This is a genomic window from Actinomadura decatromicini (assembly GCF_008121305.1).
In the GTDB taxonomy this organism is placed as follows: Bacteria; Actinomycetota; Actinomycetes; order Streptosporangiales; family Streptosporangiaceae; genus Spirillospora; species Spirillospora syzygii.
Genome location: NZ_VSRQ01000005.1, coordinates 711,272 through 723,665, shown reverse-complemented (window position 1 = coordinate 723,665; position 12,394 = coordinate 711,272). Strand labels below are relative to the sequence as shown.

Sequence of the window (12,394 nt, the reverse complement as noted above, 5' to 3'; positions counted from 1 at the left end):
CCTACCGGCCGCGCGGCCGGTCGCGTCACGACTGGTCGAGACCCCGGAGGGCCGCCTTCGCGACCTCGACGGCCCCGTCCGTCGCCGCCCGCGACGACAGCGGGTCGCCGCGGTCCGAACCGGAGTAGTGGATCGTGATCAGGACGTTCCCGGTCCGGACGTTCCCGATCGCCTCGCCGGACCCCTGCTTGTCGTCCACGCTGTAGACGACGTAGCCCTCGTCGCCGACGCCGCTCAACCGGGTCTTCTCGGCCAGCTCCTGGCCCGCGAGCAGGCCCTTGCCGGACTCGTCGGCCGTCCGCTCGGACGCGAACGTCCCCCGTGCCGCGTCCGTGGGCGTCCGGGCCCCGCCGGTGTCGGTGATCGCGCGCAGCTCGACGGTGAGCTGCCGCTTCGCGGCGCCCGCGTAGGTGCCCCACACGCACTGGTTCTGGTGGTCGTCGCTCTGGTAGTTGTCGGCCTCGGTGCGCTCGGCCTTCGGCGCGAGCCGGTCGACGAGGCCCTGCCCGACGATCGCGCAGGAGTCGGGGACGGCGGTCCGCTCCCCCTTGGCCGCGGGCGTGCGCTCGGTCGCGCCGCTGCCGACGACCCGCCCGGCGTCGTCGCCGCCGCTCGCGCCCACGCCGCTCAGGACGGCGTACGCCGCGAGCACGCAGATGCCGACGCCCACCCCGACGACGCCCAGGATGGCCGCGAGCCGCCGCCCGCCCCGCCGCTCCCGGACGACCCGGTGGCTCCCCGTACGGTACTCGCCGCTGCGATGGCTACCACTCACCGGATCCCACTCCTGCTTAGCGGAAATCGATATGTCGCGAAAGTGAGGTTCGTTCCGGCAAAGAGTACGACATGTCGCCGTAAAGTGGTTTAGCCAGAAGGGGTCAACCCGCGTGAAGATCCAGGTCCGACCAGCGGCGACCCACTCCGACGATCTTTACTTCGCGCTCTTCACCGGGTCCGTCCCCGCGTGAAATGATCATTTCCAGGCGGTCGTCGGCGAGGCCCTCGGCGAGCCCTTCTCCCCATTCCACGATCGTCACGGATTCGTCGAGAGATGCGTCCAGATCGAGATCGTCCAACTCCGCGAAACCGCCGAGCCGGTAGGCGTCCACGTGCACCAGCGGCGGACCGGCCGCGAGCGACGGATGCACCCGCGCGATCACGAACGTGGGCGAGGTGACGGGGCCGCGCACCTTCAGGCCCTCGCCGATGCCCTGGGTCAGCGTCGTCTTGCCCGCGCCGAGATGTCCCGTCATCACCACCAGGTCGCCCGGACGCAGCAGCCCGGCGAGCCGGACGCCGAGCTCCCGCATCGCCTCCGCCGTGGGCACGGTGACCGTCGTCGCCTTCACGCGGTGCGCTCCTCCTCGTCGTAGCGGGGCCGTTTCCGCGGGGAGCGGCGGCCCTTCACACCCTTCACATTCTTCGCAGGCTTCGCGCTCTTCGCCGGCTTCGCGGGCTTCGCGGTCGCGGCGCCGGGGGCGACGCCCTCGATCAGCCGCCGCAGCCCGCCCGTGACCACGCCCGGGTACTCCAGCGGCAGGACGTGCCCGGCGTCCTCCACCTCCACCAGCTCGGCGTCCGGAAGCGCCTCGGCCATCCGGCGCGAGTGGACGGCCGGGGTCAGCTTGTCCTGCCCACCGGCCAGGATCAGCGTCGGCGCCGCCCCGAAGACGCCGAGGCACGCCTCCTTGTCGTGCGCGATCAGCGCCGGGTAGAACTCCGCGATCACGTCGATCGGCGTCCCCCTGATCATCTCCTCCAGGAAGCCGACGACGGTGGGGCTCACGTGCGGGTCGGCGAACGCCATCTTGCGCGTCACGACGAACGCGAGGTCGGCGCCGAGCCCGCGGGCCCGCTCCACCAGCTCGGCGCGGCGGCCGAGGCCGCGCAGCGTCCGCGGGGCCAGCGGCCGGACGAGCTTCGCGAGCGCCAGCGGCAGCCCGAGCGTCATCTCCGCCATGTCCCCGCAGGACGTGTTGACCAGCACGACCCCTTTCACCTGCCGCTCGAACAGGTCGGGATGACGGTCCGCCAGCGCCATGATCGACATGCCGCCCATGGAGTGCCCGACGAGGACCACCGGGCGGTCCGGCGGGACGGTCGCCTCCAGCACGGCGCGCAGGTCCTCGCCGGTCTGCTCGATCGTCGCCCGCTCGGGGGCGCTGCGCCCGGAGCGGCCGTGGCTGCGCTGGTCCCAGAAGACCATCCGCAGCGAGCCCCGCAGGTCGCGGCGCTGGTAGTGCCAGGAGTCCTGGTTGAGGGTGTAACCGTGGCCGAACACGACGGTGAGGGGGGCGTCCTCGGGGCCGTCCACCTCGACGTGCAGCGGAATGCCGTCGTCGGCCTCGACCGGGACGACCTCGCCGCGCAGCTCGCCGAACGGCTCGCCCGCGTCCGGGTCGGGACGCAGCCGCACCCGGCCGACCGCGATGTGCCGCAGCCCGACGGCCGCGCCCACGCCCGCCGCGCCCGCGCCCGCCACCGCGCCCGCGAGGCCGAGCCCGCGCCTGCTGATCGTGCCCATCCACGCGCCCCCTACAGCGCCCCTCCCGGGTACGCCCTCGGTACCCGGGACCCGATGCGGGTGACGATCTCATACGAGATCGTTCCCAGCGCGTCCGCCCACTCCTGCGCCGTCGGCTCGCCCCGGTCGCCCGGGCCGAACAGGACGATCTCGTCCCCCGCCGACAGCGGGTCGTCGCCGAGGTCGATGACGAACTGGTCCATGCAGACGCGGCCGGCGATCGTCCGCCGGCGGCCGCCCGCCAGGACCTCCAGCAGGTTCGACCCGTGCCGGGGTATCCCGTCCCCATACCCCACGGGCACCACGGCAAGAGTCGTGTCCCGCGCGGTGGTGTAGGTGTGGCCGTACGACACGCCGCTGCCCGCCGGGACGCGCTTGACCAGCGCCGCGTCCGCGACCAAGGTCATCGCGGGGCGCAGCCCGAACGTCCCGAGCCCCGGGATCGGCGTCAGCCCGTAGATCGCGATCCCCGGCCTGACCAGGTCGAACCGGGCCTCCGGCACCGTCAGCGCGGCCGCCGAGTTCGCCAGGTGCCGGACCTCGAACCGCGCGCCCGCCTTCTCCGCGTGATCCGTCATGTCGGCGAAGACGCCGATCTGCGCCGCGATGGACGGGTGGCCGGGCTCGTCCGCGCAGGCGAAGTGCGACATCACGCCCACCACGCGCACGTGGCCGAGCGCCTCCTCCGTCAGGGCCGCGTCGACGAGCTCCTCCCAGTCGTCGCCGCCGCGCGCCCCGCCCCGGGACATGCCGGTGTCGGCCTTCAGATGGATCCGCGCGGGACGTCCCGCCCGCTCGGCGGCCCGGGCGACCTCGCGGAGCGTCCACATCGCGCCGACCATCAGGTCGACGTCGCGGGCCACGGCCTCCTCGTACGGCTCGCCGGGCACGCCGACGCAGGCCAGCGTCCGGACGGCGATGCCCGCGTCGCGCAGCCGCAGCGCCTCGCCCAGCTTCGCGACGCCGAGCCAGGTCGCGCCGCCCGCGAGCGCCGCCCGCGCGGCCTCGGCCAGCCCGTGCCCGTACGCCTCGGCCTTGACCATGGCCATGACCTCGGCGCCCGCCGCGCGCTCGCGCAGCAGCCGGATGTTGTCGGCGATGGCGCCGAGATCGACGCGCGCCTCCGCTGGAACCTTCATGAACACCAAGTGTGCCGTCCTAGCGGCCATGCCCGGAGCACCATCGCCCAGCTCATGGCCGGTTCGTCCGTTCCAAGAGCGCCGAAGTTGACCCTCTCGTCCAATAAGACACGAATACCAGCCCCCAGGTTCAACCCCGCCGCGCCACCCACCGAGCCCCCCCCGCCCGGAGCCCGACCGGAGCCATAGGTCGCGCGGCCGGAGGCGCCCAGCGCCGGAGGCCGCGCGACCCGCCGCGCGGAGGGCCGTTTCACGAGACGTGCCCGCGGCTCGTGAAACGGCCCTCCGCGCGTCACGGGGGTTCCAGGGGGGCGCCTCCCTGGGAGACACGGAACGCGTCTGGGAGGGCTGTGATCACGTCATACGCGCTGATCGGGCTCTCCGGGCCGGGGACGGGGGCGGAGGCGAGGCGGGCCGCCAGGCCGTGCAGGTAGGCGCCCGCGGCGGCGGCGTCGAGGGCGGGCATGCCGCCCGCGAGCAGCGCCCCGATCAGCCCGGACAGGACGTCGCCCGTCCCCGCCGTCGCGAGCCGCGGGGTGCCGGTCGGGTTGACGCGGACGGGCCGGTCCGCCTCCGCTACCAGCGTGGTGGACCCCTTCAGCAGAACGGTCGCCGACAGCTCCGCCGCCGCCCGCCGGACGTGGTCGAGCCGCGCGGCCTCGATGTCGTCGCGTCCGGCGTCGACCAGCCGGGACAGCTCCCCCGCGTGCGGGGTGAGGACGGTCGGGGCGGCCCGGCGCAGCAGGTCGCGGCGGCGGGCGAGGACGGTGAGCCCGTCGGCGTCCACGAGGACGGGCAGGTCGGTCGTGAGCGCGGCCTCCACCAGCGACTCGGCGGCGTCCCCGGTGCCGAGCCCGGGCCCGACCACCCACGCCTGCACGCGCCCGACGCGCTCAAGGACCTTCGGCTCGTGCGGGCCGGGCGGCAGGACCGTGGTGACGGCCTCCGGCCAGCGCTGCCGGACCAGCTCCACCGGATGCGCCACCGACGCGAACCGCACCATGCCCGCGCCGCCGTGGACGGCGCCCCCGGTGCTGAGCACGGCGGCCCCGGTGAACGCGTCGCCGCCCGCGATGATCCCGACGACGCCGCGCCGGTACTTGTCGGACTCGGGGCCGGGCTCGGGCGGCTGGACATCCGCCGGCCGGGCGGCGACGACGTCCGGGTCGGGCAGGTCGGGGCCGAGCCCGATGTCGACCAGCTCGACCACGCCGCAGTACGACGCGCCCGGGTCGATCAAGAGGCCCGGCTTGTACGTGCCGAAGGTGACCGTGACGTCGGCCTGAACCGCGGCTCCGTCGACGCGGCCGGTGCTGGCGTCCACGCCGCTCGGCACGTCGCACGCGACGACGAGGCCGGGCGATCCGGACGCGAGCGCGGCGTACCGGGCGTGCGGGTCGCGGAGGCCGCCGGTCCCGCCGATGCCGGTGAGGCCGTCGACGATCAGGTCGGCGGCGGCGATGGCGGCCTCGGCGTCCGGCGCCTCTACCAGGCGTCCGCCCGCCGTGCGCAGCGCCGCCAGCCCGCCCTCGTGGATCTTGGAGCCCGCCTGGACGGCCCGCACCCGGGCGCCGCGCCGGGCGAGCCGCGCCCCCGCGTAGAGGGCGTCCCCGCCGTTGTCGCCGCCGCCGACCAGCAGGACGACCCGCGCCCCGTACACGGCGGGCAGCAGCCGGGCGCACACCGCGGCGAGCCCGGCGGCGGCGCGCTGCATGAGGGCGCCGTCCGGGAGCCGGGCCATCAGCGCCCCCTCCGCGGCCCGCACCTTCCCGACCTCGTGCGCGTACCTCATCGGCGGCTCCCCACGTAGATCACACTCTCAGCGTCCCACGCACACGTCCCGTCCAACCCGCCTCTCCCGGTGGCCGCTCCCGCAATTCGCACGTTGCGCTGCAACTTTCGGTGTCATGTGCGCGAAAGAATCATCGGTCGTAGAATCTTCCACAGTCGGTCCGATGTATTCGCACTGCGGCACTCAGGTGCGGCAGAATGCGCCCAGATCAGTCCGTCGGGACTGGAGAGGCCCCAGCCAATGAGCACTTCCCGAGGTCCCTCCGTCCGGCAGCGGCGGCTGGCCGCCGAGCTGCGCAGGATGCGCGAGCGACGGGGGCTCACCGGGGACGAGGTCGCCGACCGGCTGGCCTGGTCCACCGCGAAGGTGTCGCGCATCGAGAACGCGCGCACCGGCGCGAAGATCGGCGATGTGCTGCGCCTTCTCGACCTTTACCAGATCGACGGCGGCCGCCGCGAGGATCTGATATCGCTGGCGCACGACGCGGCGCAGCGCGGCTGGTGGGAGGAATATCGCGATCTGCCGAGCGAGCTCGCCGACTTCATCGCGCTGGAGGCCGAGGCCACGGCCGTGCGGGAATGGGACAGCACGGTGTTCCCCGGTCTGCTCCAGACCGAGGAGTACGCGCGGAATGTGATCGGCGGCTGGAGCGACCTCGCGACACTGCCGCCGCAGGAACTCGAACGCAGGCTGGACGTCCGAATGCGCCGTCGCGACCTGCTCCGCCAGGCGCGTCCGCTGGAACTGTCCGTCGTTCTCGACGAGGCCGTTCTGCAGCGCCGGATCGGCGATCGCAAGGTCATGCGGGAGCAGCTCGACTATCTCTGCCGGATGACCGACCTTCCGAACGTCACGGTACAGATCCTGCCCTTGGACGTCGCGCACTCGGTGTTGGCCGAATCGTTTATCCTGCTGGAATTCTCACCGGTGCACGACATCGTTTTCCCTGATATCGTGCACACCGAATCACTGACGATCAGCCACTTTGCGGAGGAGGCTGTTACGTATATGTACAGGCTCGCCTATACAAGCCTGGCGGACCAGGCCTTGGACACCACCGAATCCCGGCGGCGCATGGTCGAGGCCAGAGACGCCTGGTGAGGCGTCCGCAAAGGGGCTCAATCCTTGTGAAAGGCACCTGGTGTCCCCTTTCGCCACTTCTGCTCCGCGTTGGCGGAGAAGCGCCCACTGCGGGGCGAGCAACACCTGCGTAGAAGTCGCAACATTGGCGGGTTCGTCCCATTCGATTGGGGCGCGCGACGCCAAGCACGGAGCGCAGAGCCCGGTCCTGTCGTTCTCCCAGGGAGAGTGGCGGGAGTTCGTCGATCGAGCCAAGAAAGGCGAATTCGATTTGGGCTGATGAGAGCCTGATTCGTCCCGTCTGACGCCTCACGAGGGCGCCCGGGACGCCGCAGCGAACGGGCCGGGTCCGCATCGGACTCGGCTCGTGGTCTGCACACCGGAAACTCTGCTGCTTCTTCGTCACTTCCGCCACAGGTGCACCGTGCAGACCGCGTGTGATCAGAAGTTTTTTGCGATCTTGTTACCGTGTGCTTGGCACCGGCAGCGCGGCCGCGGGCAATGCAACTTTCGAGGCAGGAGCCGCCATGAGTTTCCAGGGAAGACCGCCCGCCCGATGGCGAAAGAGCGCCCGATGCGGCGCGACGAATGGGTGTGTCGAGGTCGCGAGACTCGACGTCGGCGCGATATCCGTCCGGGACACCGAGGACATCACCGAGCATCTGTCGTTCGGCCTGGGCGAATGGCGCAAGTTCATCGAGGATGCCAAGGGCGGACGTTTCGACCAGTCCTGACCCCACCGCCGGGTCGTCCCCGAAACATTCTCTGCAAATTGCATCTGGACTGAGATTCTCAAGACGGTCGAGAATTGCGCACAATGGCGTGCGCATTTCACGCGACGCGAACGCCTCGCGGCACCCGGTAAAGGGGCGTGCGGAGCCGGGCGGCGGTCAGCCGCAACGCCCCGCCGGCGAGCGCGAGGTCGAAAAGCAGACCGTACGGCCAGACGCTGCTCCCGCCGCGCTCCTCATCCGAGTAACCGTAATTGGGGCCCCTGCGGGCGTCGCGCACGTCGTGGCTCAGCTCGCCGAGCGGGTCGGACGCCGGCGCCCGCTCGTACACCTGGTCGCCGACGATGATCTTACGCTTCGGCAGCCGCGGCGCGGCGTCGGCGAGCACCACCACCGGGTTCGGCGCCAGCAGCCACCAGACCCACTCGCTGTGGTGCACCGTGCTTTCGGAGTCGCCCGAGCCGCTGTGCTCGGCGGTGAGCGGGAGGCTGATCGCGTACAGCAGCGGCGTCCCGACCAGCAGCGCGAACACCGTCAGGTACGACAGCAGGACGGACGTCACGCTGCGCGCCACCAGCGCCGACCACGCCTGCGACACCGCGCACACCACGCCGATCAGCAGCGCCATGACCGCGAGGACGACCGCCGCGCGGCCCGGCCCGACCGCGCCCTCCGCCACGGGGAACAGCACGCACGGCAGCGTCAGCAGGAGGGTGAGCAGGCCCGTCCCCCAGGCGGCGGCGAGCTTGCCGAGCGCGATGTCGCCGGGCGTGAGCCGGGTGACCTGGAGGGCGGCGAGCGTCCCGCGCTCCCGGTCGCCGTTGATCGACTGGCCGCTCAGCGCGGGGGTGACGAGCAGCGTCAGCACCAGCACGCCGAGCAGGACGCCGCCGAACATCGGCACGCCCTCCGAGCCGAAGTCGGACGTCCCGTCCGCCTCCAGCGCGAGCCGGAACAGCAGCCCGAGCCCGTTGACGATCACGAACCAGACGGCGAGCAGCGTCTTCCAGCGGCCGGTCCGCAGCCGCGTCCTGATCTCCTGCCGGGCCACCAGCCCGGCTCCGCGCGCGGTCATCGCGAGGTCACCTCCGACTCTCGGTCATCGCCAGGTACGCCGACTCCAGCGCGCTGCCCGCGGGCGTAAGCCCGCAGACCGGCACTTTCTTGGCGACCAGCTCGGCGAGCAGCCCGGCCGCCTCGGCCTCGGTGAGCGGGCCGACCTCGATGGCGCCGGGCAGGTCGGCGGCGGGTTCGAGGCCCGTCCGGCCGTCCAGCGCGGTGGCGAGGGCGTCGGCCAGCCCGTCCGGGTCCAGGGAGCGGACCCGCCAGCGGACGCGCGCCGCCGCGGCCGCGAGGTCCGCCATCGCGTGGTCGCCGGCAGTGCGGCCCCGGTCGACCAGGACGACCCGGTCTGCGATCTCCTCCAGCTCGCTGAGGATGTGGCTCGACACGAGCACGGCGACGCCGTCCGCTGCGAGCGAGCGCAGCAGGTCGCGCAGCTCGATGCGGGAGCGCGGGTCGAGGCCGGACGCGGGCTCGTCGAGCAGCAGGACGCGGGGCCGGTGCACGAGCGCCCGCGCCAGGCCGAGGCGCTGCTTCTGCCCGCGCGACAGCGCGTGGACGGGCTGCCCGAGCTTGTCCTCCAGGTGGACGAGGCTGAGCAGCGCCCGGATGCGGCGCGGGGCCTCGTCCTTCGGCAGCTCGTAGGCGTCGGCGAAGAACGCGAGGTACTCGTCGACGGTGAGCTGGTCGTAGACGCCGAACGTGTCGGGCATCCAGCCGAGCGCGTCGCGGGCCCGCGCCGGGTACATGAGCGCGTCGTGGCCCGCGATCCGCACCGTCCCGGAATCGGGTTTGAGCAGGGTCGCGAGGATCAGCAGCAGCGTCGTCTTGCCCGCGCCGTTCGGCCCGACCAGGGCCGTGACCTGCCCGTACGGGACGGTGATGGCGAGGCCGCCGAGCGCCTGCACCGAGCCGAAGCTCCGCGTGACCCCGTACGCCTCGACCCCGAGATCCCCGCTCCCCGCCCAGTCATCGTCTCCCGCCACGCCGCCTCCCGGGGCCCGTTCCGATCTTCATCGGACGATCCCGGCGGACGGAAAGTTCCGGGGTTATCCACATTCCCGGGTTCGGGTTCACGGGCTGAGCGGGGGGGGTTGACGATGGAGGTAGCGGGTCCGCCCCCGGGTGGGAGGGGCCTGCTTTTCTCAGGGCTACTCGACTGTTACCGACTTTGCCAGGTTGCGCGGCTGGTCCACGTCGTGGCCCTTCGCCGTGGCCAGTTCGCACGCGAACACCTGCAGCGGCACCGTCGTCACCAGCGGCTGCAGCAGCGTCGGCACCGCCGGGACGCTGATCAGCGTGTCCGCGTACGGGCCGACCGACTCGTCGCCCTCCTCGGCGATCACGATCGTCCGCGCGCCGCGCGCCCGGATCTCCTGGATGTTCGACACGATCTTGTCGTGCAGGACGGCCCGCGCCCGCGGCGGGACGACCACCACGACCGGCAGGTCCTTCTCGATCAGCGCGATCGGCCCGTGCTTCAGCTCCCCGGCGGCGAAGCCCTCGGCGTGCATGTACGCCAGCTCCTTGAGCTTCAGCGCGCCCTCCAGCGCGACCGGGAACCCGACGTGCCGCCCGAGGAACAGCACGCACCGCTCGCCAGCGAGCGACCGCGCCAGCTCCCGGACGGGCTCCATCGTCTCGAGGACCTTCTCCACCTTCTCCGGCATCCGCTCCAGGAGCTGCACCATGGCGAACACCTCGTCGCCCCACTTGGTGCCGCGCACCTGCGCGATGTAGAGGGCGATGAGGTAGACGGCGACGAGCTGCGTCAGGAACGCCTTCGTGGACGCGACCGCGATCTCCGGCCCGGCGTGCGTGTACAGGACGCCGTCGCACTCGCGCGGCAGCGTCGACCCGTTCACGTTGCAGATGCCGAGCAGCTTGGCCTTCTGCTCGCGGGCGTGCCGGACGGCCATCAGCGCGTCCATCGTCTCGCCCGACTGGGAGATCGCGATGACCAGCGTCGTCGGGGACAGGATCGAGTCGCGGTAGCGGAACTCGCTCGCCAGCTCCACCTCGCAGGGCAGCCCGGCCCAGTGCTCGATCGCGTACTTGGCGATCAGCCCGGCGTGGTAGGACGTCCCGCAGGCCACCACGATGATCTTGTCGACCTCGCGCAGCTCGCGGTCGGACATGCGCATCTCGTCCAGGCGGAGGCGGCCGTCCGAGCCGATCCGGCCGAGCAGCGTGTCGGCGACCGCGCGCGGCTGCTCCGCGATCTCCTTGAGCATGAAGTAGTCGTAGCCGCCTTTTTCCGCGGCGGAGACGTCCCAGTCGACGTGGTACTCCTGCACCTCGGCGGGACGTCCCTCGAAGTCGGTGACCTGCACGCCGCCCGCGCGCAGCTCGACCACCTGGTCCTGGCCGAGCTCGATCGCGTCGCGGGTGTGCGCGATGAACGCGGAGACGTCGCTGGCGAGGAAGTTCTCGCCGTCCCCGACGCCGACGACGAGCGGCGAGTTGCGGCGGGCGCCGACCACGACGTCCGGGTCGCCGGTGTGCACCGCGACCAGCGTGAACGCGCCCTCCAGCCGGCGGCAGACGCGGCGCAGCGCCTCGGCGAGGCCGCCGCCCGCCTTCAGCTCGTCCTCCAGCAGGTGCGCGACGGCCTCGGTGTCGGTGTCGGAGCCGAGCCCGTGCCCGGCCTCCTCCAGCTCGGCGCGCAGCTCGGCGAAGTTCTCGATGATCCCGTTGTGGATCACCGCGACGGAGCCGGTGCAGTCGACGTGCGGGTGCGCGTTGCGGTCGTTCGGCGGGCCGTGCGTCGCCCACCGGGTGTGGCCCATGCCGAGCGTCCCGGCGGGCGGCGGCTCCTCCTCCAGCGCGCCGCGGAGGTTGCCGAGCTTGCCCGCGCGCTTCGCCGTCGCCAGCTTCCCGTCGGCCAGCACGGCCACCCCGGCCGAGTCGTAGCCGCGGTACTCAAGCCGCGCCAGACCCTCGACGACCACGTCAAGCGCCGGCTTCGCACCTACGTACCCCACGATTCCGCACATGGCCGCAACTCTATTCGGTGTCCCGTCCAGGGCCCACCCGCAAGGGACGTAGCCGGATGGCACGGAGATGGACGGCGGGTTAAAACCCCGTGACCGGCCGGACACCCCGTTACTGTCAGATCATGACGAGCGGATGGGACAGCGTCCCGAGCCCCTACGTGGAGCTCTCGCGTGAGGCGTGGCGGGGGCTGCGCGAGAACACGCCGCTCCCGCTCACCCCCGGTGAGCTGGACGCACTGCGCGGCCTGCGCGACCCGATCGACATCGCCGAGGTCGAGGAGGTCTACCTGCCGCTGTCGCGGCTGCTGAACCTCTTCTTCCTCTCGGACGGACGGCTGCGCGACACCGTCAGCGACTTCCTCGGCGGCGAGGTGCGCCCCACCCCGTTCATCATCGGGGTCGCGGGCAGCGTCGCGGTCGGCAAGTCGACGACGTCGCGGCTGCTGCGGACGCTGCTCGCCCGATGGCCCGAGCACCCGTCCGTGGAACTCGTGACCACCGACAGCTTCCTCTACCCGAACTCCGTGCTGTCCGAGCGCGGCATCCTCGACCGGAAGGGCTTCCCCGAGTCGTACGACCGGCGGGCGCTCGTCCGGTTCGTGTCGTCGATCAAGTCGGGCGCGGAGCACGCGCGGATCCCGGTGTACTCGCACCTGGAGTACGACATCGTCCCGGACGCGGAGCAGACCGTCGCGCGGCCGGACATCCTGATCGTCGAGGGGCTGAACGTGCTCCAGGCGCCGCCGCCCGGGACGCTCGGCGTGTCCGACTTCTTCGACTTCTCGATCTACGTGGACGCGCGGGTCGAGGACATCCGGCAGTGGTACGTCGACCGGCTGTTCGCGCTGCGCCGCACCGCGTTCACCGACCCGCGCTCCTACTTCCACAAGTACGCGAACGAGCTGGACGAGGACGAGACCGCCGCGTTCGCCCACGGCGTGTGGCGGGACGTCAACGAGATCAACCTCGTGTCCAACATCCTGCCGACGCGGGCGCGGGCGACGCTCGTCCTGCACAAGGACCGCGAGCACGCCGTCCAGCGCGTCCGCCTCCGCCGCATCTGACCCGGC

12 protein-coding genes are annotated in these 12,394 nt (G+C 72.2%); 4 read left to right on the top strand and 8 right to left on the bottom strand.

All coding sequences use genetic code 11. The annotated features are described in order from the left end of the window. Nucleotides 1-25: 25 nt before the first annotated feature. From FXF68_RS26335 to FXF68_RS26315, 5 genes are all read right to left on the bottom strand, one after another. Nucleotides 26-775, bottom strand: coding sequence for a hypothetical protein (locus tag FXF68_RS26335; protein ID WP_148763631.1), 750 nt, complete (start codon nt 773-775; stop codon nt 26-28). A gap of 103 nt (nt 776-878) precedes the next feature. After that, nucleotides 879-1,349 carry a tRNA (adenosine(37)-N6)-threonylcarbamoyltransferase complex ATPase subunit type 1 TsaE gene (gene tsaE / locus FXF68_RS26330; RefSeq protein WP_281292233.1) on the bottom strand — a complete coding sequence of 157 codons (471 nt, stop codon included), beginning with the start codon at nt 1,347-1,349 and terminating at the stop codon, nt 879-881. Further along, entirely contained in the window at nt 1,346-2,524 is a 1,179-nt protein-coding gene (locus FXF68_RS26325) for an alpha/beta fold hydrolase (protein WP_148763629.1), read from the bottom strand. The genes tsaE and FXF68_RS26325 overlap by 4 nt, the downstream gene beginning before the upstream one ends. 11 nt (nt 2,525-2,535) lie before the next feature. Then, on the bottom strand, nt 2,536-3,663 hold the full coding sequence (gene alr / locus FXF68_RS26320) for an alanine racemase (RefSeq protein WP_148763627.1): 1,128 nt from the start codon (nt 3,661-3,663) through the stop codon (nt 2,536-2,538). A gap of 292 nt (nt 3,664-3,955) precedes the next feature. Further along, nucleotides 3,956-5,455, bottom strand: coding sequence for an NAD(P)H-hydrate dehydratase (locus FXF68_RS26315; RefSeq protein WP_148763625.1), 1,500 nt, complete (start codon nt 5,453-5,455; stop codon nt 3,956-3,958). 240 nt (nt 5,456-5,695) lie between these two features. On the opposite strand from FXF68_RS26315, the gene FXF68_RS26310 reads away from it, so the two are divergent. The 3 genes from FXF68_RS26310 (at nt 5,696) to FXF68_RS26300 (ending at nt 7,269) form a co-directional block, all read left to right on the top strand. After that, entirely contained in the window at nt 5,696-6,556 is an 861-nt protein-coding gene (locus FXF68_RS26310) for a helix-turn-helix domain-containing protein (RefSeq protein WP_148763623.1), read from the top strand. Nucleotides 6,557-6,596: 40 nt separating this feature from the next. Next, nucleotides 6,597-6,815: a DUF397 domain-containing protein gene (locus FXF68_RS26305; protein ID WP_148763621.1), complete on the top strand. Its 219-nt coding sequence runs from the start codon at nt 6,597-6,599 to the stop codon at nt 6,813-6,815. 190 nt (nt 6,816-7,005) lie between these two features. Further along, complete coding sequence (locus FXF68_RS26300) at nt 7,006-7,269, top strand: DUF397 domain-containing protein (protein WP_246178936.1); 264 nt, start codon at nt 7,006-7,008, stop codon at nt 7,267-7,269. Nucleotides 7,270-7,366: 97 nt separating this feature from the next. Here FXF68_RS26300 and FXF68_RS26295 read toward each other — a convergent pair whose 3' ends face one another. The 3 genes from FXF68_RS26295 to glmS all read right to left on the bottom strand — a co-directional run bounded on the left by FXF68_RS26295 (nt 7,367) and on the right by glmS (nt 11,324). Beyond that, on the bottom strand, nt 7,367-8,341 hold the full coding sequence (locus FXF68_RS26295) for an ABC transporter permease (RefSeq protein ID WP_148763618.1): 975 nt from the start codon (nt 8,339-8,341) through the stop codon (nt 7,367-7,369). 7 nt (nt 8,342-8,348) lie between these two features. Then, the gene (locus FXF68_RS26290) at nt 8,349-9,314 is read right to left on the bottom strand and encodes an ABC transporter ATP-binding protein (protein ID WP_148763616.1); all 966 of its coding nucleotides are present in this window, start codon (nt 9,312-9,314) and stop codon (nt 8,349-8,351) included. A gap of 165 nt (nt 9,315-9,479) precedes the next feature. After that, nucleotides 9,480-11,324, bottom strand: a complete 1,845-nt coding sequence (glmS, locus tag FXF68_RS26285; RefSeq protein WP_148763614.1) for a glutamine--fructose-6-phosphate transaminase (isomerizing) — start codon at nt 11,322-11,324, stop codon at nt 9,480-9,482. A gap of 122 nt (nt 11,325-11,446) precedes the next feature. Here glmS and coaA point away from each other — a divergent pair, with 122 nt between their 5' ends. Continuing rightward, nucleotides 11,447-12,388, top strand: a complete 942-nt coding sequence (coaA, locus tag FXF68_RS26280; protein WP_148763612.1) for a type I pantothenate kinase — start codon at nt 11,447-11,449, stop codon at nt 12,386-12,388. Nucleotides 12,389-12,394: the final 6 nt, after the last annotated feature.

Excerpts from the sequence above, each read along its gene's own strand:
- glmS (WP_148763614.1), bottom strand. The coding sequence starts at position 11,324 with ATGTGCGGAATCGTGGGGTACGTAGGTGCGAAGCCGGCGCTTGACGTG.
- FXF68_RS26315 (WP_148763625.1), bottom strand. The coding sequence starts at position 5,455 with ATGAGGTACGCGCACGAGGTCGGGAAGGTGCGGGCCGCGGAGGGGGCG.
- alr (WP_148763627.1), bottom strand. The coding sequence starts at position 3,663 with ATGAAGGTTCCAGCGGAGGCGCGCGTCGATCTCGGCGCCATCGCCGAC.
- FXF68_RS26295 (WP_148763618.1), bottom strand. The coding sequence starts at position 8,341 with ATGACCGCGCGCGGAGCCGGGCTGGTGGCCCGGCAGGAGATCAGGACG.
- coaA (WP_148763612.1), top strand. The coding sequence starts at position 11,447 with ATGACGAGCGGATGGGACAGCGTCCCGAGCCCCTACGTGGAGCTCTCG.
- FXF68_RS26325 (WP_148763629.1), bottom strand. The coding sequence starts at position 2,524 with ATGGGCACGATCAGCAGGCGCGGGCTCGGCCTCGCGGGCGCGGTGGCG.
- FXF68_RS26310 (WP_148763623.1), top strand. The coding sequence starts at position 5,696 with ATGAGCACTTCCCGAGGTCCCTCCGTCCGGCAGCGGCGGCTGGCCGCC.